29 protein-coding genes and 1 other annotated feature are annotated in these 25,612 nt (G+C 54.0%); of the genes, 2 read left to right on the top strand and 27 right to left on the bottom strand.

Annotated elements, in window-relative coordinates; translation table 11 throughout:
- Positions 1–195: 195 nt before the first annotated feature.
- The 20 genes from recN to miaA all read right to left on the bottom strand — a co-directional run bounded on the left by recN (position 196) and on the right by miaA (position 16,375).
- Positions 196–1,908, bottom strand: coding sequence for a DNA repair protein RecN (gene recN / locus FD25_RS08380; protein ID WP_057803209.1), 1,713 nt, complete (start codon positions 1,906–1,908; stop codon positions 196–198).
- A 77-nt stretch (positions 1,909–1,985) separates the two neighbouring features.
- The gene (locus tag FD25_RS08375) at positions 1,986–2,441 is read right to left on the bottom strand and encodes an arginine repressor (protein ID WP_057803207.1); all 456 of its coding nucleotides are present in this window, start codon (positions 2,439–2,441) and stop codon (positions 1,986–1,988) included.
- Positions 2,442–2,534: 93 nt separating this feature from the next.
- Positions 2,535–3,350, bottom strand: coding sequence for a TlyA family RNA methyltransferase (locus FD25_RS08370; RefSeq protein ID WP_057803204.1), 816 nt, complete (start codon positions 3,348–3,350; stop codon positions 2,535–2,537).
- Positions 3,351–4,259, bottom strand: coding sequence for a polyprenyl synthetase family protein (locus FD25_RS08365; RefSeq protein ID WP_057803202.1), 909 nt, complete (start codon positions 4,257–4,259; stop codon positions 3,351–3,353).
- Entirely contained in the window at positions 4,249–4,494 is a 246-nt protein-coding gene (locus FD25_RS08360; RefSeq protein ID WP_057803200.1) for an exodeoxyribonuclease VII small subunit, read from the bottom strand. The genes FD25_RS08365 and FD25_RS08360 overlap by 11 nt, the downstream gene beginning before the upstream one ends.
- Complete coding sequence (gene xseA, locus FD25_RS08355; RefSeq protein ID WP_235807927.1) at positions 4,487–5,776, bottom strand: exodeoxyribonuclease VII large subunit; 1,290 nt, start codon at positions 5,774–5,776, stop codon at positions 4,487–4,489. The genes FD25_RS08360 and xseA overlap by 8 nt, the downstream gene beginning before the upstream one ends.
- A 49-nt stretch (positions 5,777–5,825) precedes the next feature.
- Positions 5,826–6,692 (bottom strand): bifunctional 5,10-methylenetetrahydrofolate dehydrogenase/5,10-methenyltetrahydrofolate cyclohydrolase, encoded by an 867-nt coding sequence (locus tag FD25_RS08350; protein ID WP_057803195.1) that lies wholly within the window; start codon positions 6,690–6,692, stop codon positions 5,826–5,828.
- A 292-nt stretch (positions 6,693–6,984) separates the two neighbouring features.
- The gene (nusB, locus tag FD25_RS08345; RefSeq protein ID WP_057803193.1) at positions 6,985–7,422 is read right to left on the bottom strand and encodes a transcription antitermination factor NusB; all 438 of its coding nucleotides are present in this window, start codon (positions 7,420–7,422) and stop codon (positions 6,985–6,987) included.
- On the bottom strand, positions 7,419–7,859 hold the full coding sequence (locus FD25_RS08340) for an Asp23/Gls24 family envelope stress response protein (RefSeq protein WP_057734269.1): 441 nt from the start codon (positions 7,857–7,859) through the stop codon (positions 7,419–7,421). The genes nusB and FD25_RS08340 overlap by 4 nt, the downstream gene beginning before the upstream one ends.
- A gap of 48 nt (positions 7,860–7,907) precedes the next feature.
- On the bottom strand, positions 7,908–8,468 hold the full coding sequence (efp, locus tag FD25_RS08335; RefSeq protein ID WP_057803191.1) for an elongation factor P: 561 nt from the start codon (positions 8,466–8,468) through the stop codon (positions 7,908–7,910).
- 77 nt (positions 8,469–8,545) lie between these two features.
- Positions 8,546–9,610, bottom strand: coding sequence for a M24 family metallopeptidase (locus tag FD25_RS08330; protein ID WP_057803189.1), 1,065 nt, complete (start codon positions 9,608–9,610; stop codon positions 8,546–8,548).
- Positions 9,611–9,705: 95 nt separating this feature from the next.
- On the bottom strand, positions 9,706–10,005 hold the full coding sequence (gene rpmA / locus FD25_RS08325) for a 50S ribosomal protein L27 (RefSeq protein ID WP_011667706.1): 300 nt from the start codon (positions 10,003–10,005) through the stop codon (positions 9,706–9,708).
- Positions 10,006–10,024: 19 nt separating this feature from the next.
- Positions 10,025–10,363: a ribosomal-processing cysteine protease Prp gene (locus tag FD25_RS08320; RefSeq protein ID WP_057734263.1), complete on the bottom strand. Its 339-nt coding sequence runs from the start codon at positions 10,361–10,363 to the stop codon at positions 10,025–10,027.
- 30 nt (positions 10,364–10,393) lie between these two features.
- The gene (gene rplU, locus FD25_RS08315; protein WP_057734261.1) at positions 10,394–10,702 is read right to left on the bottom strand and encodes a 50S ribosomal protein L21; all 309 of its coding nucleotides are present in this window, start codon (positions 10,700–10,702) and stop codon (positions 10,394–10,396) included.
- Between the two features lie 20 nt (positions 10,703–10,722).
- Positions 10,723–10,801 (bottom strand) — a sequence feature (ribosomal protein L21 leader region).
- 154 nt (positions 10,802–10,955) lie between these two features.
- The gene (locus FD25_RS08310) at positions 10,956–11,498 is read right to left on the bottom strand and encodes a dUTPase (protein WP_057803186.1); all 543 of its coding nucleotides are present in this window, start codon (positions 11,496–11,498) and stop codon (positions 10,956–10,958) included.
- Between the two features lie 11 nt (positions 11,499–11,509).
- Positions 11,510–12,451, bottom strand: coding sequence for a hypothetical protein (locus tag FD25_RS08305; protein ID WP_057803184.1), 942 nt, complete (start codon positions 12,449–12,451; stop codon positions 11,510–11,512).
- Complete coding sequence (locus tag FD25_RS08300; protein ID WP_057803181.1) at positions 12,444–13,322, bottom strand: hypothetical protein; 879 nt, start codon at positions 13,320–13,322, stop codon at positions 12,444–12,446. The genes FD25_RS08305 and FD25_RS08300 overlap by 8 nt, the downstream gene beginning before the upstream one ends.
- A 243-nt stretch (positions 13,323–13,565) precedes the next feature.
- Positions 13,566–14,906: a type I glutamate--ammonia ligase gene (gene glnA / locus FD25_RS08295; RefSeq protein WP_057803179.1), complete on the bottom strand. Its 1,341-nt coding sequence runs from the start codon at positions 14,904–14,906 to the stop codon at positions 13,566–13,568.
- 43 nt (positions 14,907–14,949) lie between these two features.
- Positions 14,950–15,336, bottom strand: coding sequence for a MerR family transcriptional regulator (locus FD25_RS08290; RefSeq protein WP_057803177.1), 387 nt, complete (start codon positions 15,334–15,336; stop codon positions 14,950–14,952).
- Between the two features lie 121 nt (positions 15,337–15,457).
- Complete coding sequence (gene miaA, locus FD25_RS08285; RefSeq protein WP_057803176.1) at positions 15,458–16,375, bottom strand: tRNA (adenosine(37)-N6)-dimethylallyltransferase MiaA; 918 nt, start codon at positions 16,373–16,375, stop codon at positions 15,458–15,460.
- 182 nt (positions 16,376–16,557) lie between these two features.
- Between miaA and FD25_RS08280 the strand changes: the two genes are divergently transcribed.
- Positions 16,558–16,737 carry a DUF3042 family protein gene (locus FD25_RS08280; RefSeq protein ID WP_057803174.1) on the top strand — a complete coding sequence of 60 codons (180 nt, stop codon included), beginning with the start codon at positions 16,558–16,560 and terminating at the stop codon, positions 16,735–16,737.
- A gap of 59 nt (positions 16,738–16,796) precedes the next feature.
- Here the strand turns inward: FD25_RS08280 and FD25_RS08275 are convergent, their stop codons facing one another.
- The 7 genes from FD25_RS08275 to FD25_RS08250 form a co-directional block, all read right to left on the bottom strand.
- On the bottom strand, positions 16,797–17,207 hold the full coding sequence (locus FD25_RS08275; RefSeq protein WP_083484122.1) for a rhodanese-like domain-containing protein: 411 nt from the start codon (positions 17,205–17,207) through the stop codon (positions 16,797–16,799).
- Positions 17,208–17,238: 31 nt separating this feature from the next.
- Entirely contained in the window at positions 17,239–18,210 is a 972-nt protein-coding gene (locus FD25_RS08270; protein WP_057734243.1) for an ROK family glucokinase, read from the bottom strand.
- 4 nt (positions 18,211–18,214) lie between these two features.
- A complete protein-coding gene (locus tag FD25_RS08265; protein WP_057803169.1) occupies positions 18,215–18,445 on the bottom strand; it encodes a YqgQ family protein in 231 nt (76 codons plus the stop codon).
- A 43-nt stretch (positions 18,446–18,488) separates the two neighbouring features.
- On the bottom strand, positions 18,489–19,097 hold the full coding sequence (locus tag FD25_RS08260; RefSeq protein ID WP_164480501.1) for a rhomboid family intramembrane serine protease: 609 nt from the start codon (positions 19,095–19,097) through the stop codon (positions 18,489–18,491).
- An 88-nt stretch (positions 19,098–19,185) separates the two neighbouring features.
- Entirely contained in the window at positions 19,186–19,725 is a 540-nt protein-coding gene (locus FD25_RS08255; protein WP_057803168.1) for a 5-formyltetrahydrofolate cyclo-ligase, read from the bottom strand.
- A gap of 357 nt (positions 19,726–20,082) precedes the next feature.
- Positions 20,083–20,232, bottom strand: a complete 150-nt coding sequence (rpmG, locus tag FD25_RS13920; RefSeq protein ID WP_081721478.1) for a 50S ribosomal protein L33 — start codon at positions 20,230–20,232, stop codon at positions 20,083–20,085.
- Between the two features lie 126 nt (positions 20,233–20,358).
- A complete protein-coding gene (locus FD25_RS08250) occupies positions 20,359–22,470 on the bottom strand; it encodes a peptidoglycan D,D-transpeptidase FtsI family protein (protein ID WP_057803167.1) in 2,112 nt (703 codons plus the stop codon).
- Between the two features lie 480 nt (positions 22,471–22,950).
- Here FD25_RS08250 and FD25_RS08245 point away from each other — a divergent pair, with 480 nt between their 5' ends.
- Positions 22,951–25,584: a YfhO family protein gene (locus FD25_RS08245; RefSeq protein ID WP_057803165.1), complete on the top strand. Its 2,634-nt coding sequence runs from the start codon at positions 22,951–22,953 to the stop codon at positions 25,582–25,584.
- The last annotated feature ends 28 nt before the right edge of the window (positions 25,585–25,612 follow it).

Below are 25,612 nucleotides of genomic sequence, written 5' to 3'. Positions count from 1 at the left end.
AGCGCTCCCAGCGCCAAACTCAACCACCGTATTTTCCGCCACATACCAATTACCCCTCTTCAACGATTTGTTACACTTTATATTTTCATTATAGCGCAATGGTAGCAATCGTTTAAGAGCAAATTCGTTAACCATAAAAAATAATTCGACAATAAAAAGTACCGTCCACTAGCGATTATTAGCGGACGGTATCATTTACTTAATTGATTGGCGTTTCGCCTTGACCTCGTCCGCCAGCGTCAGCAGTTCGTGCGCGTGCTCCACGGCGAGCTTAGTCACCTGGGTGCCGGCCGACATCCGAGCCAGTTCGTCGATCCGTTTCGTGGCGCTCAAACGGGTCAACTTGGTTTCCGTTCGGTCACCCACGATTTGTTTGGCGATAAAGAAGTGGTGGTCGGCCATCGCCGCGACCTGCGGCAGATGGGTAATACAGAGGACCTGGGAGTTTTGCGCGATCCCACTGATCTTTTCGGCAATCGCCTGGGCCACACGCCCACTGACCCCGGTATCCACTTCATCGAAGATAATCGAGGTCACCCCTTGGGATTCCGAGAAAATCGTCTTTAACGCCAGCATGATCCGGGACAGTTCCCCGCCGGAAGCAATCTTGGCGAGGGGCCGCATAGCTTCGCCGGGATTGGTCCGCAGGTAAAATTCGACCTGGTCCACCCCACTACTCAACAACGGGTGCCCCGTGGGCCGCTCGAAATGGACCGCAAACACAGTCTTGGCCATGTACAGGTCGGCCAGTTCGTGATGAATCGCCGTTTCCAGGTGTTTGGCCGCCGCTTGCCGGGCCGTACTTAACTGGTCACCCAGCGCTTGCAACTGCGTTTCCTGGGCGCTCACCCGGTCTTCCAAATCGTCGGCCGTTTCGTCGGTGGCTTCCATCTGCTTCAATTCCGCCGCAATCTGGTCGTAATATTTTAAGACCTGGGCTTCCGAGTCCCCATACTTATACTTCAACTGGTTGATGACCTCTAAGCGCCGTTCGATCTCATCTAGCCGGCCCTCATCCCATTCCAGCGAATCCAACTGCGACGACACGTCGCCGACAGCGTCGCTTAAGGTGTAGTAGGCGTTCTCCAGGCTGGTCGCAATTTCCTTAAAATCCGGGGCAAAATCCGCGATACCCTGCATGGCCTGCATGGCACTGCCGATTTGATCGTTGGCCCCCGGGACCGTGTCTTCCCCGGTCAAAATGACCTGGGTGCGCTGTAAGGCATCGTTAATTTTCTGGAAGTTATCCAGTCGGTCGCGCTCGGCGATCAGGGCTTCTTCTTCGCCCTCCTGCAGCTGGGCATCCTCAATCTCACTCACCTGAAACTTCAGCATATCTAAGTGCTGGGCCCATTCCTTCTCGTTGGCCCGCCGATTTTCGAGCGTGGCCTTCAACTTTTTATAGGCCCGATACAAGTCCTGGTACTTTTGCCGCAACTGTGCGACCTTCGTCCCGGCAAATTCGTCGAGCATCCCCAGGTGCTTATCCGGTTGCATCAGTTCCTGGTGTTCGTTTTGCCCGTGAATGTCCACGGCGGTCTCCCCGATACGCTTCAACGTACTGGTATTGACCAACATGCCGTTGACCCGGCAGACGTTGCGGCCGTTGGCGTGAATCTCTCGTTGCAAAATCACGCTACCGTCCTCGTGATCGATCCCCAGGTCGTCTAAGACGTGGTAGGTCACCCCGTTTTTCGGAAAAACAAAGCTTCCCTGGATCACGGCCTTGCTGGTGCCGGTCCGTACGAAGCTGGCCGACCCGCGGCCCCCCGCGAGCAAGCCCACGGCATCGATGATAATGGATTTTCCGGCCCCGGTTTCCCCGGTCAGCACGGTCATCCCGTTTTTAAAGGTCACGTCTAAGTGATCGATAATCGCAAAATTTTTAATGGACAGCTCTTGTAACACGTTCTGGCCCCCTATAAACTAAACGACCACCGCTACGTCGTCAGCGGAAGCTGGTCGTGAGTCGTGGTCGTTGCTGATTAATCCGCAAGCATGCGGTCAATCGTCTTTTCTAATTGTAAGGCACCCTGATGGGAAACACAAATCGTCAAGACCGAGCTGTCGTCGCCCACCGTGCCAAAAATAAAGTCGTAACGCATCTGGTCTAACAGTGACGCAATCACCGGACCGTTGCCGGGCAAGACCTTTAAAATCGTAAACTGATCTTGAACGGCAAAGGAGACGTAGGCGTTGCGCAAAGTCCGTTGCAGTTTTTTTTGCGTATCGATCTTTTTTTGCACCGGTAAACTGTAACGGTAGCCCCCGGATTCGGCCGGTAACTTGACCAGTTGCATTTCCTTGATGTCCCGGGAAATGGTGGCCTGCGTGACGTGAATGCCCTCCGCGGCCAGTAGGCTGACAAAGTCCTCCTGCCGTTCGATTTCGCGGGTCGTCAACAATCGCTTCAACAACTGTTGTCGTTCTTGCTTCTTCATACCTAGCCCCCCTTAGCTGCTAAAAAATGCATAAACCTATCATATACCAGCGCTAAGGAATTGGAAAGCATATTCTCATAATTTTCTCATAGTCTATTGTTTTAGGCGCTCATAGGCTGCCGTCACGGTTTGTTCCACCGAAACGGTATGCGCACAAACTGCATTTTTATCAACCGAGCGTAAATGGATCAAAAACTCAATGTTCCCTTCGCCCCCCTTAATGGGCGAAAAGTCCAAGCCTAAAACGCTGTAACCGGTCTGCAGGGCAAAGTCGATGATGCTTTGCACGACGGCCAGATGCACGGCTCTGTCCCGGACGATTCCGTGGGCCCCGACCTGGTCACGGTCCGCTTCAAACTGTGGCTTGATCAATGCGGCCACGTCGCCGCCCACCTTGAGGATGCCCTTCAACGGGGGCAAAATCATTTTCAACGAGATAAACGACACGTCGATCGAGGCGAAGGCCGGTTGCCCGTGAGTAAAGTCGTTCAACTTACTATACCGAAAATTGGTATGCTCCATCACGATGACTCGCGGGTCTTGCCGCAGTTTCCACACCAGCTGATTGCTGCCGACGTCTAACGCGTAACTCAACTTCGCCCCGTTTTGGAGCATCACGTCGGTAAAGCCCCCCGTCGACGAACCAATGTCTAGGACCACCTGGTCGGTCACGTCGATGCCAAACACGTCTAGGGCCTTAGCTAACTTGAAGCCGCCCCGCGACACGTACGGCAACGGGTGTCCCTTACGGTGTAGCTCCGTATCGATGGGCACCAACGACCCCGGCTTATCCAACCGTTCTTCGTTCGTCCCCAGGATCTCGCCGGCCATCACGGCGCGCTTGGCCTCGTCGAGGTCCGTGTACAACCCTTGTTCCACTAATAAATCTGCAACCCGTTTCTTCTTCATCTATTGCACCCGATCCGTCTTAAAGTAACTAAAGAATGCAGCCAACAACGTGGCGTCCTGGTCGGCCGGTAAGTCCGCTAAGGCGTCCTGGCCGTCCGCAATGGTCGTAATCAGTGCCTGGTTGGCCCCGGTCAAGCCCAGCTTCCCCGGGTAGGTGTTCTTGGCCTCCCCGGCATCCTTTTGCGTGGCTTTCCCCAGTTCGGCCGGGGTCGCCACGACGTCTAAAATGTCGTCATAAATCTGGAAGGCCAGCCCGAAAGCATCGGCAAACCGTAAGTACGGGGACCATTGCGTTTGTGGCACTTGGCCCAAAATCAAGCCCGCCTGGACCGCGTAGTGTAACAACGCCCCGGTCTTTTCCCGGTGTAACGTCCGCAACTGGGCCATTGGCAGGTCCACGTGCTCGGACTGAATGTCGCGCGCTTGACCGGCCACCATCCCGTTAGGCCCGGCCGCGTGGGCCAGACCACTTACCAATGCCGTTTGCACCGTCGCCGGTAATTCCGTGGCCGTCAGCCACTGAAAGGCTAACGTCAATAACCCATCCCCGGCCAGCGTGGCCATTCCCGCGCCAAACTTCATGTGGTTGGTGGGTTCACCCCGCCGCAACGGGTCGTTGTCCATGGCGGGCAGGTCGTCGTGAATCAGCGAATAGGTGTGCAGCAACTCCAAGGCCATGACGGGCCGCCAGTCGCGCACCTCGTCAAACGTACCGCCCACCGTGGTCAATGTGGCCACCGTGAGCAGCGGCCGGAGCCGTTTGCCCCCCGCAAGTAGCGAGTAGGTCATCGCGTCGGCCAACCGCGCGTCCGTGGTATCTTCCTTGACAGCGGCGGCCAACGGGGCGTTTAACCGCGGCACCCAGGCCTGTTCAAAGTCACTGAGCCGTTGGCGGGCTTCACTTGGCATCCGAAGTGCCCCCTTGTGGCGTTTCAAACGGCACCTCTTGGTCGTCGTCCGTCATCATGGTGGTCAACGTCTTTTCGGCGTCTTGCAGCGTGGTCTGCAGGTCCTTACTCAGCGCCACGCCCTTTTGAAATTGGGCCAAGGCCTGTTCCAACGGCACGTCGCCCTTTTCCAATTGGGCCACAATGTTTTCTAAGGTACTTAAATTTTCTTCAAAGGTTGGTTGTTGTTCAGTCATGATTTTCCTCCGTTGCTGGTGTAATGGTCTTAATCTCCGCGCTGGCCGTCCCGTCGCTTAGATGAATCGTCGCGGGCCCCGGCTTTAACGCCGCCGTTTGCCGAATGATCTGATCGTCTTGGGTCACGTAACTGTACCCGCGACTCATGATCTTCAGTGGGCTCAGATAATCCAACCCGCTGGCCAACTGCGCCACGTGGGTTTCCTGAGCCGTTAAATACCGGCGCATTTCCGTTTGTAAACGGGTCTGGGTCTGTTGCACCGTTTGTTGTGCCTGGTGAATTCGCGGCACCGGGGACTGACTGGTCAACCGCTGCTGCGCCAGTTGGGTGCGCTGTTGCCAGGTCTGCAGTTGCGTGTGCATCTGCTGGGTCAGTCCCTGTTGGGCCCGGTCTAAGCGCTGGACGTAGGTCTCGTACAACCGTTGGGGCTGCCGGAATACGTAGGCACTCAGCAGTTGGTTGAGCCGCTCTTGTTGGAACTTGATCCGGTTAGCCATCGCGTTGACCAAGCGGGTCCGCTGCTGCTGGAGCTTGATTAATTCGTCGCTTAACACGGGCACCGCCAGTTCGGCCGCCGCGGTAGGCGTCGCGGCCCGCACGTCGGCCACCAGATCGGCGATCGTGGTGTCCGTTTCGTGACCGACCGACGAGATCACGGGCAGTTGGCTAGCCGCAATCGCGCGGGCCACCGCCTCCTCGTTAAACGGCCAAAGGTCTTCGATGGAGCCACCGCCCCGACCGATGATCAGGGTGTCAAACGTGCCGTTGGCGTTCGCCCGTTGAATCTGCCGGACGATGTCGGCCGCCGCGTCGTTCCCCTGCACCAAGGCCGGGTACAGCACGATCTGAGCGATGGGGTACCGCCGCCGGGCCGTGGTGATGATGTCACGAATCACGGCCCCACTGGGACTGGTCACCACCGCAATTCGTTTGGGAAACCGGGGCAAGGGCCGCTTGGTCGCCGTAAACAGGCCCTCTTGCGATAATTGCTTTTTTAACTGTTCGTAGGCCTGGTAGAGTTGCCCCACGCCGTCGGGTTCCATGCGTTCCACGTAGATCTGGTAACTCCCGCTGGGTTCGTACAACGAGATCCGACCCACGACCAGCACCTTCATCCCGGTTTCGGGCGTAAATTTTAATTTTTCAAACGCCGAGCGAAACATGATGGCACTAATCTTGGCGTGGTCGTCCTTTAAGCTAAAGTACTGGTGGGCGTGCGGCCGTAACCGGAAGTTCGAGATTTCACCGGTCAGATAGACCTTGCCCAAATACGGGTCCATATCAAATTTGCGTTTTAAATACTGGGTCAACGCTGTGACCGTTAAGTAATCAGTTGTTGCCACGTTGCTCACTCCACTCACATAAATCAACCGTCTGTTGCATCAACGTCGCGATGGTCATGGGCCCCACACCCCCGGGGACCGGCGAGATGGCACCCGCCACGTCCTTAACGGCGTCAAAGTCGACGTCGCCGGTCAGCTTCCCGTCGGCGCCACGGTCCATCCCCACGTCGATCACGATGGCGCCCGGTTTGACGTCTTCGGCTTTGATTAAATGAGCCACCCCGGTCGCCACGACCAGCACGTCGGCCAGCGTCGTCAGGTCCCGGATCTGAGGGTCGTGCCGGTGCGTTACCGTCACGCTCAAATCCGCGTTCAACAATAAGGCCGCCATGGGCCGCCCCACGATGTTACTGCGGCCCACGACCACGGCACGTTTACCGGCCAGCGGTTGATGCAGACTGTGCAGCATGGTCATAATCCCCTGCGGCGTGCAGGAAACCGGGTAGTGGCCCGGTAAGTTACCGAACAATTTCCCGGTGTTCACCGGGTGAAACCCGTCAACGTCCTTAATCGGAGCGATGGCGTTAAAGATGGCCCGTTCGTCTAATTGCGCCGGTAACGGCGACTGAACAAGGATGCCGTGGACCGTGGGATCAGCGTTATAGGCCGCCACCACGGCCAATAACTCGGCCTGCGTGGTCGTTGCCGGCAGTTCTCGAACTACCGAGTGAATTCCGAGTTGGCCCGCTTTACGGTGCTTATTCCGTACGTAAATGGAACTGGCGGGGTCCGCCCCCACAATAATTACGGCCAGTCCCGGGACCACGCCCCGTTGGGCTAACCGGGTGACGCGGGCTTGCGTTTGGGCGTTTAGGTCTCGTGCGAGTTGTTTTCCATCGATAATCGTTGTCATTTTGCGAACTCCCCTATGTGCTTAAAATTTAATCGGCAACGCTTTCGTCATTGCCCGCCAGATGCGATTAGGTCTAGTGTACCCCCGATTAACGGGGGACCTTAATTGAATCTGCCAACTACCCGTTATAGGCAGCGGCTATCAGAAACAAGTCCTGGGGTATTCGCCAAAGTCATAGGTCAATTTTAGCATATTTGCCGGGGAAATCCCTAGGGTCTGGCTTAAAAGACGACGCGGATAGACAAAAAACGACCACCGCCCTAGACGGTAGTCGTTTCGTTAAAAGTTAAGGTTAGGCTTGTGTCTCGTCCGACGCGTCATCGCCATCTAACGTATGGGCCAAAACCCCGTTGATGAAGCGGCGGGACCGGTCGTCACTGAAGTTCTTGGCCAATTCCAAGGCTTCGTTAACGGCCACCCGGTTCGGTACGGCTTCAACGTGGTCGATTTCGAAAAAGGCCATGCGTAAGATGACCAAGTCGGTCTTGGCGATCCGCTGCAGTTGCCAGCCGGCGCTTAGGTACTGGTTGATCTGCGCGTCTAGTTCCCGTTGGTGGTCTAAGACCCCGGTCACTAAGGTTTGCAGGTAGTCCGGTACCGGCACAATCTGGTCAGGGTCGTCCGTTAATACCCGTTGGTACAACGCCTCTTGATCGGCGTCGCCGTTGGCATTAAGGGCGAATAACATCTGAAACGCCCGCTCCCGAATTTGATGTCGTGTAAGTGTCACGATTGCTCACTGTCTCCTTCATCTGGCTGGTTGAACAGGTGATCAGGATCAACCTGCTGCGCCGTCTTTTCGGGAATGACGCCTTCCACGTGAACGTTGACTTCACGCAAGTCAAGGTCCGTCATGAACAACAATTGTTGCTTCACGCTATCTTGAATGGCTAAAGCAACCTTGGGAACAGCGACACCGTAATTCAGGTAAACGTAAACGTCCACGGCGAGTTCATCACCATCGAACGTCAACTTGACCCCCTTACCGTGTTCCTTACGTCCAAAGAGTTCGTTGACACTATTGGCCAAAGAGCCCCGCATCCGCGCAACGCCTTCGGTTTGACTAGCCGCAATGCCGACAATGATTTCAAGCACTTGTGGCGCGACTTCGATCTTCCCCAAGGCCGGTTCCTTTGATTCTAAAATGATATTCGTATCTTCTGCCATTCGTTGACCCTCCCTTACAGGTTAAACTTTGGTTCAGCCAGATAACCCCTAGGCCCGTGAAATGTAGGTCGAGTCTTGGGTGTTGATGGATAACTTGTCGCCTTCGTTAACGAAGAATGGCACTTGGATAACCAAGCCCGTGGTCATGGTTGCTGGCTTAGAACCACCAGAAGCCGTGTTCCCCTTGATACTTGGTTCCGTCGAAGCGACTTCCAAGACCACCGTGTTGGGCACTTCAATCCCTAAGACTTCGGAATTGTATTGGACTAAGTCCACGTTCATGTTTTCTTGCAAGAATTGGAGTTGGTCCTTGATCTTTTCGTCGGGAACGGAGATTTGTTCGTAGTTGTCCGTGTCCATGAAGACCCGGCTGTCGCCGTCTTCGTACAGGTATTGCATGCTGCGCGTTTGGATGTCGGCTTGTTCCATCTTAGCGCCGGCCCGGAACGTCTTTTCTTGCACGGCACCGGTCCGTAAGTTCTTCAGCTTCGTCCGGACGAACGCGCCACCCTTACCTGGTTTAACGTGTTGGAATTCCAAGATCCGCCAGATTGCGTGGTCCACTTCGATGGTTAATCCGTTTTTAAAATTAGCAGTAGAAATTGCCATAATATTGTCAGCCTCCTAAAAGATGTCTTCTTTATAATATCAATTCTTCCCCCTAAAAAGCAAGACAGGGGGTTAGTTTACAAGATAATTAAATTTCGGGGCACCGTGGTCAGTTTCCGGTGGCCGTCAGCGGTCACCAGTAAGTCGTCCTCGATGCGAATCCCGCCTTGATTCGGGAAGTACACGCCCGGTTCCACGGTGATCACCTGGTTAACCGCTAACACGTCCGGCCAGTTGCGGCCGATGTTCGGGCCTTCGTGGATGTCTAGCCCGATGCCGTGCCCGGTGCCGTGGATAAAGGCGGCGCCGTAACCCTGTTCACTCAGGTAATCGCGGCCCAGCTGATCGAGTTGCCCGCCCGTCACGCCGGGCCGGACCGCCGCCTTGATGGTCTCCTGGGCCGTCTGGACGGCCTGGTAGGCCTGCTTGAGAAAGGTACCGGGATCGCCCAAGGCCACCGTCCGGGTCAGATCGGACGTGTAGCCGTCCACGTAAAAACCACAATCGATGGTGACCAGTTCATGGGCCGCTAACAGCTTGTCGCTGGCCTGACCGTGGGGCCACGCCGAGCGAACACCACTGGCCACGATAGTGGGAAAGCTCTCCCCGCTGGCCCCGTGGTCTTGCATCCACCGGGTCAACCACAACGCGGCGGCGCGTTCCGTCATCCCGGGACGCAAGACTTTAAACAAAGCTTGGACGCCCTGGCTGGTTAACGCCGTGGCCCGTTCAATGGCCGCTAGTTCACCAGGTTCCTTGACCTGCCGCAAATGATCGACCACGTTGGCTAAGGGGACCGGATCAGCCGTAAGGTGTTCGTCTAACCACGCAAATTCCCGTAGGCTTAACGTGTCCTCTAACCCTAACACCGTAGCGTTATCGGCCTGTAAGACGTCGTTGACCGCCTGTAAGTAATTCCGCGTAATCACCAGCGGTACGTCCGGAATCGTGGTCGTTAGCTCGGTTTGATACCGCGCGTCGGTGATGAAGACCACCCGTTTGGCCGTGACCAGAACGTACCCGTCACCGGGCAACACACTGGTGCCGACCAGGTACCGTTGATTGCTCGGGTCCTGAATCAAGAAACTATCGATACTCAAGGCTGTGAACTGGGCGCGTAACCGCTCGATGCGTTCTACCATCGTACATCCCTCCTCAAGGTTGTGAAGCAAAAGAAGAGCCTAAAGCGAATTGGTCTCGCCTCAAGCTCTTCAGTCGTACGAGGAAAACCTCGTGATTATTTAGCTGCTTCTTCGGCAACTGGGTAAACGGATACTTGACGCTTGTCCCGGCCAAGACGTTCGAATTTAACGACGCCCGCAACCTTGGCAAACAACGTATCGTCACCACCGCGACCAACGTTGACACCTGGGTAGATGTGCGTTCCACGTTGACGGTAGAGGATTGAACCACCGGTTACAGTCGAACCGTCGGCAGCCTTCGTCCCAAGACGACGACCAGCAGAGTCCCGACCGTTAGCAGTGGACCCACCACCTTTATGGTGAGAGAAGAATTGTAAGTTCATGTTCATCAGCATTTGTTTCACCCCCGTAGGTTTATTCGGTGACCTCGTTAAAGGTAACGAAGTCTTCATAATTAGTCGCGACGTCCCGTAATCCATCCGCAAAACTCTGGAGTAACGTTTGTCCCTTAAGTTCAGCCGTTGCTTCCAGCTTTGGTGGTAGGTGAACTTCCAGAAAGCCTCCTGCCTGATCACGATTATCGACGGTCACTGGAATCTTAGCGATTCGTTGTAAGCCGTTGACGGTCGTGATTGCAAGCACCGAAACTGCGGCACAAACGATGTCCTGACCATATTCGCCGGCATCGGCGTGGCCAGTGATTTGAAATGAATCGATTCGATCGGATCCGTGATGGATCGTAGCGTGAATCATCCGGACTCGCTCCCTTTTAAACTTTAGGCTTTAGGCGTTGATAGCGTCAATGACAACCTTGGTGTATGGTTGACGGTGACCCTTCTTCGTGTGTTGGCCCTTCTTAGGCTTGTACTTGTAAGTGACAACCTTCTTTTCCAGGCCCTGCTTTTCAACAGTCCCAGTAACAGTTGCGCCATCTACAGTTGGCATCCCAATCTTTGGCGTTTCGCCGCCGACAAAAACGACTTGGTCAAAAGTGACCTTAGCGCCGGCCTCAACGTTTAACTTTTCGACGTAAACAGCTTGGCCTGCTTCGACCTTGTACTGCTTACCACCAGTTACGATAATTGCGTACATCTATGTGCACCTCCTTATAATTAAAGACTTAGACTCGCCGAAGACAAGTGATCGGTTACCCGGTACTTCGAAACTTGTTTCGAGCGGTTGCAGCTGTGGAAGTCCACAAATACAACATGAAAATTGTACTGGAAACCAGTAAGGTTGTCAAGGATTATTTTCAGCACGCTCATCCCCCTTACCAGCAGACTAAAACGAGCCTGGGACTAACGTTCCAGACTCGTTTTTCGTCTGCCACAACGGGCATTAGCGGTTAGTAATCCGACGCCTGCCGGTTTAAGTTCACTTGACGTTTCGCTTCGTATGCCGCCTGGATCTCGTCTTGACTAAAACCCAGGTCAACGAAACCCCACTTGAGGAACAGCCGCCAGGCGTGGCGATAGTCGTCCTGTCGGTGGTCAAAGTGACTGTTGAACAGCATGCGTTTTAAAATTAAGTATTGTTGGTCTAAATCCTTGGCCGGACGACTCTTTTCCAGCGTCATCAGGTCCTCTTCGGTCAGCATCACCAGGTGCGTCCAGGTTTTCTTGGCCGCCACCAATAAGAAGAAGTCTAAGGCGTCCGTGTATTCGGTCAATAGCGTTTCGCGCGCCGTCTTCCCAGTATCGGCCTTGCCCCGGTGGGTCTTCCAAACCTTGAACCACTCGGAGGTGTTGGCCACCTCGGCTAGTTCAACGTCCAGTGCCACGTAGGCGTTTTCAATCTGGCGGGGCCGGGAAAGTTCGATGTCGCGTTCCCGGGTAATCTGTTCGTCGAGCGCAATCGATTGCTGAACCAATTTAGCAAGTTGTAACACGCAAATTCCTCCTAGCTAAAAATCAACGGATCCGACACGATCTCTAAGTCGTCGAGGTTTTCTAAGTACCAGTCCCGCATGAACGGGTAACGCAACAAGATGTCGAACCAGGAAACCTTCTGGTCATCGTCGTGGACCGTCAAGACCCATTCCGGTTGACCCTCTAACTGGTTGTTGAAAATATCGACCACCACGTTGCGATCCAGCTGAATTTGAGCCCCGTTGCCGTTGACCCCGTTGGTTAACATGTACTCGTTCTTGGCGGCCGCCACGAATAACCGGTCCACCACGCCGGCCGGCAAATCGGCCGATCGAACGGCGTAGTTTTGCTGGTTGGCGGCGTCTAACACGTTAAAGTCCACGGAGTACCCGTAGTCTTCCTTCAGGTAGCGGGCAAAGTCCACCAAAATCTGGACGGACGCCTTAACCGTATCGGCGGGCACCGTGTCGTGCAGATCGATAATGAACAACTGGGTCAAAGCGTGGCTGTTGAACCGAAACATCTTCCGGTCCAGGTTCAGGTAGAACAGGGATTGCCCCGTCGCCCGTTCCCGGTAGAAGACGCCCCCGTTTTCGGAGGTCTCCACCCGAAAACTAAAGGTGCCCCGGTCCCCTAACGGCGTTAACTGCTGGGTCAACTCCTCGTGGTGGTCCCGGGATTGGACCATCACGTGCTTCCCCTGGTCGTGGAGTTCTAGCATCCGCGACATGAATAATAGGTAATAATCCGCGTTGCTGTATTGGTGCGGGAAGGTCACGTAATCCGAGTCCAACTTAAAGTCGGCGAGCTGCGTGGCGGCCGCCACGAGTTCGTCGGCATCGTGGGTCTTGATCAACTGATCCATTAATTTCGTAAACGTCAGGCCCGTTTCCAGACCACTCTTGATGGCTTCGTTGTAGTTGAGTAACCGGCCACTCGTCGTCAAGGTTGACGGATCGTTTTCGTTAATCATTCGTCTTCACCCCGCCTTCACTCTTGCCAATCAGGCTGTTCAGGTAGTCCGCATAGAGGCTTTGGTTGTGCGCTTCGAAATGTTCGAAGTCGTCAAAGGCATCCCGAATACTCTGCTTTTCGTAGTTCAAGATGGTGTCTTCCTTGGACAGTACCAAAATCTTGTCATCGTTTTCCTTGATGGCCTTGTGGGCGTTTAGGGCCTTTTCGTCCTGATCGGCCAGTTCGGTCAGTTGGTCCACGATTTGTTGCCGTTCGTCCTTGATCTTACTGGTATCCCACGGCATGCTACTCTTCTGACTGTTTTCCTTGAGTTGCTCGCGGAGCTGGGTCTTTTGGTTGTCCCGGACGGACTGTGCGTCCATGAGCTTCTGTAAGGCTTCACTTTCACTGGAAATCTGTTCGATTCTGGCGGTGTTTAACCGTTGGTGTTGGGCTTCCAGTTCAAACGATTGTTGTAATTTCTGATATTCGGTTTGGTCGAAGTTAAAGCGGACACTGACCACGTCCAGATCTCCGAATAACCGCCGATCCCACCAGTTCCCAAAGTAAATGTGGAAGCGACCGGTCGTGTATTCTTCGTAGTAGAAGAACGGGTAAACGTGGCCTAAGTAGTCAATCAGGTTATCGCTTAAATAGTGGCTGATCTGGGGGTGAATGTTATCGACCAGTTCGGCCAAATGGTTAACGGTTCTTGCGGCGCGGGTTTTTTTGATTTCTTGATAGTAACGGGCCTGGTCGAGTAACTCGTACACTTGCCGGTCGTCACCATGTTGAACCGCTGCCTGTAACGTGCTCAAGTAATCGAGTTTGTTGGCGATTGCCTGGGTTAAGACGTCGGCAGCACTTGCTTGCTGTTCTTGATTTTCCATGAATTATCCCTCATTCTCGTGTTCTTAGGCACTGCCGTGAACATTGGTTATACGTTTATGTTACCAAAAAAACGCGGAGAATAAAGCAGTTTGCGCGAATTTTGGTTAAAAACAACACTTTTTTTATAATCACTTTAATGCCGCGCCGGCCGCCAAAAAACCGTTGGAAACCCTAAGGCTCCCAACGGTTGGTCAACTCAGTTTCAGTTAAATCTGTGACCCTTGACGGTGGCATCACGGCGTTTAGTACAGTTCCAGGTACTGGTCGCGTTCCCATTCGGAAACTTGCGTCCGGTAAGAATTGTATTCCAAATTCTTGGCTTCGATAAAGCTTTGGTAGAGGTGGTGGCCCATCGCGTTACGCATGACCTCGTCAGCCGCCAAGTCCTTCAACGCGTTGTGCAACGTATCCGGCAGGTTGGTGATGTGGTTTTCTTGCCGTTCTTCGGCATCCATCCGGTAAATGTTGCGGTCCACGGCTTCTTGGGGCGCTAACTTGTTGCGTAACCCATCCAAGCCGGCTTCCAAGACTGCCGCAATCGCCAAGTAAGGGTTGGCGGCCGGGTCGACACTCCGTAATTCAAGTCGCGTGGATAAGCCCCGCGAACTTGGGACCCGAATCAGTGGGGAGCGGTTAGACCCGGACCACGCCACGTAAACGGGAGCTTCGTAGCCGGGAACTAAGCGCTTGTAACTGTTGACGATCGGGTTGCAGATGGCCGTAAAGCTCCGGGCGTGCTTCAATAACCCACCCAGGAAGTGGAACGCGTCTTCGGACAGCTGCATGTTCCCCTTCTCATCGTAAAAGGCGTTGCCCTTATCGTGGAACAGTGACATGTTCAAGTGCATCCCCGACCCGTTGATGCCGGCTAACGGTTTGGGCATGAAGGTCGCGTACAGACCGTACTTCCGAGCGATGGTCTTGACCACCAGCTTAAAGGTCTGAATGTTATCCGCAGCCGCTAGAGCGTCGGCGTACTTAAAGTCGATTTCGTGTTGGCCCGGGGCTACTTCATGGTGCGCCGCTTCCACGTCAAAGCCCATTTCTTCTAGGGTCAAGACGATTTCCCGGCGACAGTTTTCACCCAAGTCCATCGGGGCCATGTCGAAGTAGCTTCCCTTATCGTTCAATTCCGTCGTCGGCTTGCCGTTTTCATCCATCTTGAATAAGAAAAATTCCGGTTCCGGACCGATGTTAAAGTCGGTAAACCCGGCCTTACGCATGTCGGCTAAGACCCGAATCAAGTTGTTTCTGGGGTCGCCTTCAAACGGCTTGCCGTCCGGCGTGTAAACTTCACAGATGACCCGCGCAATTTTGCCTCTTTCCGTACTCCACGGGAAGATCATCCACGTGGATAAGTCCGGATAAAGGTACATGTCACTTTCTTCAATCCGCACGAAGCCGTCGATGGACGACCCATCAAACATGAGCTTGTTATCCAATAATTTTCCTAATTGACTAATTGGAACTTCCACGTTCTTGATGGTGCCGAATAAGTCCGTAAACATCAACCGTAAGAACTTCACGTCTTCATCCTTGGCCATCTGGCGAATATCGTCCTTGGTGAATGCCGCTTTTGCCATGCAAATCGCTCCCTATCAAAATTTTATGCCCAAATATCCATTGCTACAGAGGTCGGCGTTGATCCAAGCCGTTTGGGGTGTGCCCCAAGCCGCCTTGCCGAATGAATTCATCCTGCAAGATCCGCCGGACGTCCGCATCCGTTAGCGGGCGTTCCTGCGCCGCTTTACGGGCGGCGGCGGCCTTGGCCTGTTGGTCGTAAATGGCTTTGATGCCCGCCACGTTCACCCCATCATCGAGGTAATCCTTAATTTCCAACAACCGGTCAACGTCGTTTAGCGAATACATCCGTCGATTGCCGTCGTTACGTTGTGGGGTCACTAGCCCTTGTGCTTCGTAGTAGCGAATCTGCCGGGCCGTGAGACTCGTTAATTTCATCACGGTCCCAATCGGCAAAACAGCCAGTGACCGCCGGAGTTCTTTTCCTTTCAACCTACCGGCCCCCTTCAACTATACCGATATCATACCACGCCACCGAAGGGAGTCAAGCTAGGATGTTACCTTTTGTGACATCTACGGCGGAATTTTGCCAATCTTTAGTTAATCGTAAGAACTAATGGGCCAACCACTGGGCGACCCACTGATCGATTTCCTGGCGTTGCGTTGGGTGCTGCACCAAATCGTACCAAACCGCGGTCGTCTGGTGTTTGAACCAGGTTAATTGTCGCTTAGCGTAGTGCCGGGAGTCCTGTTTCACCCGCTCAATCGCCGCTGGTAGTCGGTCGGGCTGTGCCAGAACCGGCAGTAATTCACGGTAACCGATGCCGCTAGCGGCCGGTAAATCGGCCCCTCCTTGTTGGGCCAACCACCGAACTTCGTCAAGTAGACCACTTTGCACCATCCCGTCCACCCGGGTGTTAATTCGCCGATAGAGCAATTGCCGATCGGTCGTCAAGGCTAAGTAGCGTTCATCATAGGTGGGTCCCCCGTTCGCCTGATGGGAGAAGAGTTGCCCCGTGACCTGGATAACTTCTAACGCGCGTACGGTACGGCGAACGTTGGTCGGCGGAATCTTCGCGGCGGCCACCGGGTCCTGGTCGCGTAACCGTTCCCACAGAGCCTGTGGGCCGTGGGCCGTGGCTTCGGCGCGCAGTTGCGCCCGGAGTGCGGGATCACCGGGTGCGGCGGCTCCCAGCGCCAAACCGTCGAAGAGGGCCTGCAAATAAAAGCCGGTGCCCCCGGCGATGATCGGGAGGTGTCCGCGAGCCGTGATTGCCGTGATCAGTGGCCGGGCCGCGGCCACAAACTGGGCCACGGTGAACTGTTGCGTGACGTCACACACGTCGATCAAGTGATGCGGGGCCTGTTGCTGCTCGGCCGGGGTGGCCTTGGCCGTCCCGATATCTAGATGCCGGTAAACCTGCATGGAGTCCCCGGAGATGATCTCCCCGTTAAATTCTTGGGCCAAGGCGATGGCCAGGGCGGTCTTACCAACCGCCGTCGGGCCCACGATGGCTAACACTTTTTCCATAATTCGTCGCTCCTCGTTAACTGCTAAGCTAAGGTTACCATAGGTTTTCTTCCCGTGCCGAGGAAATCGCCGTGCCCCTTAACTTTTCCGCCGCTCAAAGCTAAATCACTAGCTATTTTTCTAAGAACCTTGCATAATGGAAGCGGATAACTAAGTCTCTCAATGAAAGGGGTCTTCTGACCATGAAACATTTTACCAAGGGTTTTCTCTTCGGCGTAGTCGCCACCGCCAGTGCCGTTGCCGGCGCCGTGTTCTCCTTTAAGAAAAAGGTCGTTCAACCGATCGAAGATCAAGAATCCCGGTTCGAAGAAAACCGCAAAAAGGCTAACCGGAAGAGCCATTCCGCTCACCACGGCTACTAGGCCTAACGAAAAAGGGATCATCCCCGTTTAACCCACGGTGATGATCCCTTTTTTGACGATTAATACTTCGTTTTTTTGGTTTTACCTTCCCAACGCGCGTAGCCGGTCTTTAAGATATAGATTTCCTTAAAGTCGTCCTTCCCCAGCGTGATGGCGGCCCGGGTACTCAGCGATTTCCCCTGATCATAGAGGTAAACCGGTAAGTCCGGCCGCAACTGAGTGTGATAAGCCGCAAACGTGGAAAAAGGAATGTTCCGGGCACCCAAAATGTGACCAGCATCAAAATCCTTCTTTTCCCGTAAATCAATGACTTGGGCCTTCCGCATGCCTTCCTGAAAGGTCTTTTCGTCGATAAGCGTGGCGACACGGTTACGGCGCAGAATGGTACTGAGCTGCCAACCGCCCCAACCTACTAAAATTAAAATCAAGATGATGGTATAAATTGTCCACCCGGAAACTGCAATTACCAAAACAAAATCGTCCTTCCTTAACAGCTAGTGCTTAATTAGTTTTTTGGAACCGTAACGCTAACGAAGCGGCCCCGATTACCCCGGCATCGTTCCCCAGTTGCGCTAACCGCAACTTGGTCGTGTCCCGGGCAGCAGGAAAAGCGTTTTCCTGGAAGTAACGCGTCGTTGGTTGTAACAACGTGTTCCCCGCGTTAGAAACGCCCCCGCCGATAATGATGTTCGCTGGGTTCAAGATGTTGGCCACGTTGGCCAGGGCTAACCCGAGGTAGTAGGTCACCCGATCGACCACCTGGTTGGCTAAGATGTCGCCGTTATCGGCCAAGTAGAAGATCATCTTGGACGTGATGCTTTCCTGATTATCTTCCATTTCCTTTAACCGCGACGTGCCCAAGAAGTCCTTGGCCATGTCGGCAGCCACGTGAACGATCCCCGTAGCGGATGCGTATTGTTCGAGACAACCGCGCTTCCCACAGTTACACAGGTACCCGTTCGGTTGAACGGTCACGTGGCCGAGTTCTCCGGCTCCACCGTTGACCCCGTGTAACAGCCGGCCACCGGCGATGACCCCACCACCGACACCGGTACCTAAGGTCACAAAGACCACGTCTTCGTCCTTCTCGCCGGCACCCTTCCAGTATTCTCCGAGTGAGGCGACGTTCGCATCGTTGTCCAACACGAATTGTAAGCCCAGTCCTTCTTGGATCTGGTCGCGGACCCGTTGACGCGTCTTCCAGTTCAGGTTGACTGCAAAGAGAACGGTTCCATTTTCAATATCGACCGGACCGGGGACACCCATGCCAATGCCTAAGAAATCGGCCTTGCTAAATTCTGAGCTCGTGATGTGCTCGTTGATTGATTTAATGATGTTTGGAATAATGTGGCTGCCGTCGTCGTTGGTATCCGTCGGAATACTCCACTTCGCCAGGATTTCCCCGTCGACCGCAATAAAGGCCATCTTGGTGGTGGTCCCACCTAAATCGATCCCAATTAAATTCCGTGCCATAATTCTAAATCCCTCCAATGGATTGGTGCTGATCTTTTGCCCGTTGTTCCTCGATTCGGTGTTCATGCGTGAGAACCAATTTGGCCTGAACGAAGGTTGGTTCGTCGACCACCTTTGCTTGCCGCAGGTGATCTAATTCCAACGCCATGACCTCAATGTCCCACATACGCTTGCCGACGTACACATAAATACCAAAGTTTTTAAGTAGCTGCTGAACATCATATAACGTTCTCATTGTGCCACAACCTCCGTCAAATTGCACGATACATTTTGCAAAATTACTGCGCCATTCCGTGAAGTACTAACCAAACGAAGCCGCCAATCAACACCACGGTAGCGATGAGCCGTTTCACCAGGTTAACTTTACCAATTCTTGGCACGCCCATCAAGTAAGCCGCCAAGAAACCGGCCACCAGGCCCCCGATATGGCCCGCTAAATCAATGCCCGGGGTAAAGAGGTCAAACGCCAGGTTCATCACGATAAACGCTAAAAACGTGTTGGCTAACTGCCGAATCACCGCGTTTTGCCAGAACGATTCACCCAACATCAGAAAGGCCCCAAAGAGCCCGAAGATGGCGGTACTGGCCCCGGCCGATAAACTATCGGAGAAACAAAAACTGGCGATGTTGCCCCCCACACCGGCTAACAGGAAAATGCCTAAGTACCGTAAATGACCGAAAGCGGCCTCCAATTGAATCCCCACGAAGTATAACGTGATCATGTTCATCAGGATGTGGGTAAACCCGATGTGTAAGAAAATCGGCGTAATTAAGCGCCACCACTGACCCTGCTGAATCAGCGCGTTGACCTTAGCCCCAAACGTGATCAACACGTTGATGTTCGTGCTTCCGCCGGCTAAGGTCATGGCCAGATAGACCAAAACCATGATGGCAATCAACCCAACCGTGATAAACGGGGCCTGGTCGAGTTGCCGAATGCGTCGCTGCCAATTTGTCACCAAAAAACTCCCCTCGTTATCCGTTAAGTACCGCGTCTAATAACACGTCAAACGCCTCGACCGGCCACGTGGGCCGAACGGCCTGCTGGGCCGGCAGCGCTAACGCCACCTTATACCCCGTCGTTTGGGGTAAGTAGCGGTCATAGTACCCGCCCCCAAAGCCCAAGCGTTCCCCCGTAGTCGCAAATTTAAGTCCGGGGACCACGATCAAATCAAAGTCCGCTGGGGCAATGACCGGCCCGTCCTGCGGTTCCTGTAAGCCAAACTTGGTGGTCACTAGCGTCGTATCGGCCGTTAACGGGCGAAAAGCCATCTGCCGATGGGGCAGCGTCTGCGGGACCGCCACCGTTTTACCTTCCGCCTGCGCCCGGGCAATAATGGGCTGCGTATTGAGCTCAATGGCGCTACTTAAAGTTGTCGCAATCGTTTGGGCGGCCTGCCACTGGGGTAAGGCCCACAGGGCTTGATAGAGCCGCTCACTGGCTGCTTGTCGTTGGTCGGCCGGCAGCTGGCTTAATGCCTGAATCGTTTGTTGGCGTAATGGGGCTTTTTCCATGTCCGCCACCTCCTTAAAAAATTATGGCACGGGTCTGGGACCAAAGTCTCAGAACTTTTTGTTCTCCGAATATCTAGTATTGAAACGTGCGCTCAAAGGCAGCTGGTTTCGCTTAACCCCGTAAGTCAGATAATCCAGGTTCAGGATTATCCGCCTTACGAACCGTTGTCCATGCTCGCCAGCTAATCGCCTTTTAGCCCACTCTTGTCACTTTATCTTCGATATTACCCGGCTCCCGTAAGAATAGCAACTGACTTGGCGGGACCGGTTCTCAGGTTTTAATGACCGGCCGCTGACGGGAGTAGCTGACCGGTAAAAATTAGCACAAAAAAAGGTGCGGACTTTCGCCCGTACCTCTTACTTAGTTTCACGATGCAACGTTACTTTCCGTTCGCGAGGGCAGTATTTCTTGAATTCTACCCGGTCCGGGTTATTACGCCGGTTCTTGCTGGATAAGTAATTGCGTTCGTGGCATTCCGTACATTCTAAAGTGATGTGGACACGCATGTGGGTAACCTCCCAACTTGTTCAGAATTACAGGCTTGAGCCTTAACTCGTAATATATTACCATTAATCGGCCATAATTACCAGCCCTTATCCAAATAATGTTAAGGAAAATTACTTTACAGGCGTTTAACCCGCCGTATTCTGGGCAGAACCCGCCGTCGTGGCCTTGGTTGGGTTCGTCAACGTCGACGTTGACTGCACCGTCTTCCAGTAGGCCGCATAAATCTGCTTAGCCAGCTTCATGTTGTTGTCTTCATCGCTGGTACTCAAGTTAGGCATGGCTAACGCGACGACCACTTGCGGATCGTTCGATGGCGCGTAGGAGGCCAGACTCAACGTGACCGTCGAATGCCCCTTGTAGTAGGTTTCGGCAGTCCCCGTCTTGGCGGAAATTCCCGGCGAGATCGACGCCAACTCGGCCCCGGTCTTGTAGGTGTTGGTCCCATGAACCACGTCATAGAGCCCCTCTTTGACCAGTTTCTTCTGGGCGGCCGTCATGTCGATGGTGTTTAGGACCTTCGGCGTGACCGTGGACTTCACCGTTCCTAGCTTCCCATCGGACGTGGTCCCCCGGATGGCTTGAACCACGTGTGGCGCGATCCGGGTTCCCCCGTTGGCCACCGTGGACATGTACTGCGCCACCTGCATGGTCGTGTAGGCGTCGTAGTTCCCAAAGGACAAGTCCAAGGCACTCCCGATGTTGGTCCGTGAACTGGACCCTTCCAAGCCGGTGCTTTCGCCCGGTAGGTCAATCCCGGTCTTAACCCCCAACCCGAACTGGTTAAAGTAGCCCCGTTCGATGCTAAAGGCCTTGGTGCTCATGTTGAGCGCCGCCCCCGCCGAATACTTAAACCCGGCTTCCTTCATGGCCAGTTGCATCATGTAGGAGTTAGACGACACTTCCAAAGCGGTTGGTGCGTCCACCGAAATGTTGGCACTCCCGCTGTGGTTGAACCAGGAAGACTTCTTAACGCCCCCGATGTTAATCACTTCATCGGTCAACGTATTGTTCTCGGGTGTGATGACCCCCGACATTAACGCCCCGGAGACCATGGCCCCTTTGACCACGGACCCCATGACGATGTCACTGTTGATGGTCCCTAAGGCGTTTTCGGTCAGTTTCCCGGTCGACGGATCCCGGTCAACCCCGGCGATCCCAATGACGGCCCCGGTATTGGGGTTCATCACGACCGCGTAGGTTCCCGTAGAATACCCGCCGGCGTTAGATTCCGCCGAACGGACCAACTTCTGAAGCTGGGACTGGAAGGTCGAATTAATGGTCAATTGGAGGTTATCCCCCTTCTGACCACCGTACTTCTTAACTTCCTTGGTAATGGTGTTGTTCCCGGCCACTTCAACCTGCTTTTCGGCCTTGGTTCCGCGCAAGACGGACTCATATTCCTTCTCCAGGTAGGACTGGCCCACACTATCGTTTCGAGAATACCCCTGAGCTAACAGTTGGTTGATTTCGTCACTTGGCAGCCCCGTCTTTTCGGAAGACACCGTCCCGATGATCGACTTGATCGATTCACCGTTCGGGTAATTCCGGGACCAACTGGTGCTGACCTTGATTCCCGGCATCTCGGATAAATGTTCCCCAATCTGCGCAATTTCTTGACTGGAAACGTTGGAATCCTTGATGTAGGTGGTCGACAACGCGTAGGCGCCACTCATCTTGGCGAAGATTTCGGCCGCATTCTTCTGCGTCGCGGTCAATTTAAAGCCCGAGTCGTTTTCCAAATAACTCAACGCCTTATTATACCGTTCCGTCGCCGAATACTGCTTGATGTTCGGAATCTTCTTCTCCACGGCGGCCAAATTCTTGGTATTGGTCAAATAATAGTCGATCGATTGTCGCGGCGTCAAAGTACCGGTCGAGACCGTTAAATACTTTCCGAGCCGGTTGGCAATCGAATACATATCCGTGGATAAGACGTTGACGCCCTTGGTATACGCAATGGCCTGGTGGGCCTGGTTACCGACTAAGACCTTCCCGTTGGAATCATAAATCATCCCCCGTTGGACGTTAGTGGTTTCAATGGTCGTATCCGTTTGGTTCACGACCGCCTTGAATTGCGCACCATGAATCACTTGCAGATACGCTAACTGACCGATTAGCGCCGCAAATAACAGGGCAACAATAATGAAAAGAAAGTTTAACCGGAACGGAATCGAGGACTTTTGTGGGCCCCGCGATTGCCGGTTGCGGTTACTAACGCGATTATAAAAATTCTTCACAACAGCTCTGCTCCTTATTGTACTGCTCCTATTTTACCAAACTTCGACAAAGTCCACTATCCTGCCGTCGGAATTTAATCAAAATCTTTAGGTCTCGGCCTAATCGCTCACCCTTAACTGGGCGCAGAAAAGGTAATTTGGTGAGCGACTTTGCGCAAACTCCGGCTCCAGAACCCTGGTTGGGTGAAGCTTAACTGAATCTTTAGCTTCGCCGTCCCCGTTCGGATTGCCCACCGACCTTACCAACTCTCCCTGATCAAGATGAGTTAGCGACTGGTCGGTCACCACTTCGAGCCGGGGTGACCCGGGTGCTGCCGCTGACGGCCCTTTATCTGCCGAAAGCAATCAGCGATTTTAACAAGTTGTAAACTGCCGTTGGTAGGTCCTTACCGGATTCTATGCTATTCTAGATAATTGAAAGCCAAATGTACAGGTTCACTTAGAACCTTTTATAATTTCTAAAGATTGAGGTGGCTAACATTGCCAAAAAAGAAACGACGTTGGGTCCTAACGTCTAAACAGTGGACGTTATGGGGGGCCTTTCTCACGCCTTTAATCATTATGACGGTCTACTTTGCCTACCGGCAGATGGCCCCCTTTGGGTCGAGCAGCTTGCTCACCGTCGATTTAGGACAACAATACGTGGATTTCTTTGCGTACCTACGCCGAACCATTCTGCATGACCCGAGTGCCATTTTTTACTCGTTTAGTAACGGCCTCGGCGGCGAAATGGTCGGTAACTGGGCCTACTACTTACTAAGTCCGTTGAATCTGCTCTTATTATTTTTCCCGGGTGGCTCACTGACCAGTGGGATTTTTCTGATTACCGTCCTGAAATACGGGTTGGCCGGACTCAGCTTTGCGTGGCTCTTACTTAAGGTCACCAAGCAAGACGGTCTGATGGCCATCACCTTTGCCACAGCCTACGCGCTGATGGGCTGGGCCATCGCCAACCAACTCAACATCATGTGGCTCGACGCGCTGATCTTTTTACCGTTGATTTTCTACGGCCTCATGCAATTAATGACGACCGGCCACTGGAAACCCTACATCATCTGGCTACCCATCATGCTAGTCGTCAACTACTACATGGCGTACATGATCTGCTTGTTTCTCGTCCTGGCCTTTATCTGGCTGGCCGCCGACAAGTTTACGACCTGGCGACGCTTCGCCGCTCAAACGGGGCGTTTCGCGGTGGCCTCGCTGATCAGCGGCGCACTAGCGGCCGCGGTCTTACTGCCCACCTGGTGGTCGTTGACGCAAAGTAAGGCCCAATACACCGTGCAAACCTTCAAGTGGCGCTTCGAGCTGTTCCCGTTAAAGACGCTCTCCAAGTTCTTCCTGGGGGCCTTTAACTTCGACCAGATGCCCAACGGTCCCGCCAACATCTTTATCGGGGCGTTAGCCCTATTAGGGGCGCTGTTCTTCTTCGTTGATCGGCGCGTGGCCTTACGGAGTCGGCTAGCGGCCGGCATCGTGACCATCTTTCTGGCCCTCTCGACTTGTGTCCAACCCTTAGACTTACTGTGGCACGCGGGCCAATTTCCCGTCTGGTACCCCTACCGCTTCTCGTTTGTCATTTGTTTTTGGCTCATCTGGTTAGCCGCGCAGACGCTCACGCTCGACTTTCGGCCCGGGCCCATCGCCATCGGACTGGTGACGTTAGTGGTCGCGCTGGGGTGCTACTACGTGGAAACCAACCTCAAGACCTTTAAGTATCTGAAACCCAACCAGTTCTGGTTAGGCATCCTGTTCGTGATCTTCGCCCTAATGCTGACCACCTTCCCGTTCAAAAAACACTGGACCTACCCGTTGATGATCTTCGTCATCGGGGTTACGGAAGTCACGGCTAACGCGTATTTAGACTTAAACAACATTAGCTACGTTTCCCAGTCCGAATACGGTAACTACACCGCCGAACTTCAACGGTTGGTCAACAAGACCCAACAGGCCGATAAGGGCTTTTATCGCATCGGGAAAACCTTCCTGCGAACCAAGGGCGATGCCTTTCAGACCGGCTTTAACGGTGGGTCCGTCTTCTCCTCGGCGCTACCGAAAGCCACGCCGACGTTTATGGGCCACATCGGGGTGCCCGACGGTGACGGGTTCGTCGAATACAGTAACGGGACGCTGCTGACCGATTCGCTGCTCAACATGAAGTACTACTTCAAGGACAAGCAACTGTCCGGCGCTTTGAGCGGGTCCAGCATGCTGCCCGCCTCCAGTAACAAGGCCGACCTGGCCGATTACCGCATCGTGGGCCAGGATCACTGGGCCACGCGCTACCAAAACCCCTACGCCCTACCCATGGGCTACGCAGCCAGCAATCAGATCCTGTCGTTAAAGGATACCACGGCCGATCCCGCCCAGTATCAGGCGAACTGGTTGGCCGCGCTGACCGGCAACGCCCAGGATCAGCACCTGTTCACGGCACAGAACTTTAGTCAGGTCGCCTTCCAAAACATCAACCAGCAAAGCAAGATCACCGGGGCCATGCTACAGAAGAAGGACCTGTTAAAGCCCGGTAGTATCACGTTATCCTTTAAGCCGCAAGACAACGCGGCCTACTACCTGACCATGGGCTCCACGGTCAATCCGCAAAACGCGACCTTCACCTTAAACGGGAAGTCGTTAGCCCAATACCCGACCTACCGGAATACGATCATCGTCAGTGCCGCCGACCACGCGAAGGGCCAGACCATTAAGCTGACCATTCAGCTCAAGAAGGGCTCCCTGTGGTTACAAAACTTCACGCTGTACCGGTTGGACACCACCCGCTTAAAGCAGGCCACCACCCAACTGAAAGAACACCCGTGGCGTTTATCACAACAGTCGGACCGCAAGTTTAGCGGCACCGTCACGGCCACCGCGAACCGGCAGGTGCTCAACACGTCCATTCCGTATTCTCAAGGTTGGCACGCGACCGTAAACGGTCATGCGGCCAAGACCTACAAGACGGTGGACATGTTTACCGCCGTTAAGCTGCGCCGCGGCACCAATCACGTGACCCTGGCCTACTGGCCGCCGTTCTTAAACTTAGGACTGCTAATCAGTGGTGTTACGTTGCTACTGGTTTGCGGTTGGTGGCTGGTGATTGTCCGTCGGCGGCGTTAATCTCACGTTTCCAAACACGTAAAAACGC

The sequence above is a fragment of the Levilactobacillus acidifarinae DSM 19394 = JCM 15949 genome (assembly GCF_001434835.1).
Taxonomy (GTDB): Bacteria; Bacillota; Bacilli; order Lactobacillales; family Lactobacillaceae; genus Levilactobacillus; species Levilactobacillus acidifarinae.
This window is presented reverse-complemented; position numbering and strand designations above follow the sequence as displayed.

Bases quoted from the DNA above. Each gene is read 5' to 3' on its own strand.
- FD25_RS08375 (WP_057803207.1), bottom strand. From the start codon at position 2,441: ATGAAGAAGCAAGAACGACAACAGTTGTTGAAGCGATTGTTGACGACC.
- FD25_RS08370 (WP_057803204.1), bottom strand. From the start codon at position 3,350: ATGAAGAAGAAACGGGTTGCAGATTTATTAGTGGAACAAGGGTTGTAC.
- FD25_RS08365 (WP_057803202.1), bottom strand. From the start codon at position 4,259: ATGCCAAGTGAAGCCCGCCAACGGCTCAGTGACTTTGAACAGGCCTGG.
- FD25_RS08360 (WP_057803200.1), bottom strand. From the start codon at position 4,494: ATGACTGAACAACAACCAACCTTTGAAGAAAATTTAAGTACCTTAGAA.
- xseA (WP_235807927.1), bottom strand. From the start codon at position 5,776: ATGGACCCGTATTTGGGCAAGGTCTATCTGACCGGTGAAATCTCGAAC.
- FD25_RS08350 (WP_057803195.1), bottom strand. From the start codon at position 6,692: ATGACAACGATTATCGATGGAAAACAACTCGCACGAGACCTAAACGCC.
- FD25_RS08340 (WP_057734269.1), bottom strand. From the start codon at position 7,859: ATGGCAGAAGATACGAATATCATTTTAGAATCAAAGGAACCGGCCTTG.
- efp (WP_057803191.1), bottom strand. From the start codon at position 8,468: ATGGCAATTTCTACTGCTAATTTTAAAAACGGATTAACCATCGAAGTG.
- FD25_RS08330 (WP_057803189.1), bottom strand. From the start codon at position 9,610: ATGGTAGAACGCATCGAGCGGTTACGCGCCCAGTTCACAGCCTTGAGT.
- rpmA (WP_011667706.1), bottom strand. From the start codon at position 10,005: ATGCTGATGAACATGAACTTACAATTCTTCTCTCACCATAAAGGTGGT.
- FD25_RS08320 (WP_057734263.1), bottom strand. From the start codon at position 10,363: ATGATTCACGCTACGATCCATCACGGATCCGATCGAATCGATTCATTT.
- rplU (WP_057734261.1), bottom strand. From the start codon at position 10,702: ATGTACGCAATTATCGTAACTGGTGGTAAGCAGTACAAGGTCGAAGCA.
- FD25_RS08305 (WP_057803184.1), bottom strand. From the start codon at position 12,451: ATGATTAACGAAAACGATCCGTCAACCTTGACGACGAGTGGCCGGTTA.
- FD25_RS08300 (WP_057803181.1), bottom strand. From the start codon at position 13,322: ATGGAAAATCAAGAACAGCAAGCAAGTGCTGCCGACGTCTTAACCCAG.
- glnA (WP_057803179.1), bottom strand. From the start codon at position 14,906: ATGGCAAAAGCGGCATTCACCAAGGACGATATTCGCCAGATGGCCAAG.
- miaA (WP_057803176.1), bottom strand. From the start codon at position 16,375: ATGGAAAAAGTGTTAGCCATCGTGGGCCCGACGGCGGTTGGTAAGACC.
- FD25_RS08280 (WP_057803174.1), top strand. From the start codon at position 16,558: ATGAAACATTTTACCAAGGGTTTTCTCTTCGGCGTAGTCGCCACCGCC.
- FD25_RS08270 (WP_057734243.1), bottom strand. From the start codon at position 18,210: ATGGCACGGAATTTAATTGGGATCGATTTAGGTGGGACCACCACCAAG.
- FD25_RS08265 (WP_057803169.1), bottom strand. From the start codon at position 18,445: ATGAGAACGTTATATGATGTTCAGCAGCTACTTAAAAACTTTGGTATT.
- FD25_RS08260 (WP_164480501.1), bottom strand. From the start codon at position 19,097: ATGGTTTTGGTCTATCTGGCCATGACCTTAGCCGGCGGAAGCACGAAC.
- FD25_RS08255 (WP_057803168.1), bottom strand. From the start codon at position 19,725: ATGGAAAAAGCCCCATTACGCCAACAAACGATTCAGGCATTAAGCCAG.
- rpmG (WP_081721478.1), bottom strand. From the start codon at position 20,232: ATGCGTGTCCACATCACTTTAGAATGTACGGAATGCCACGAACGCAAT.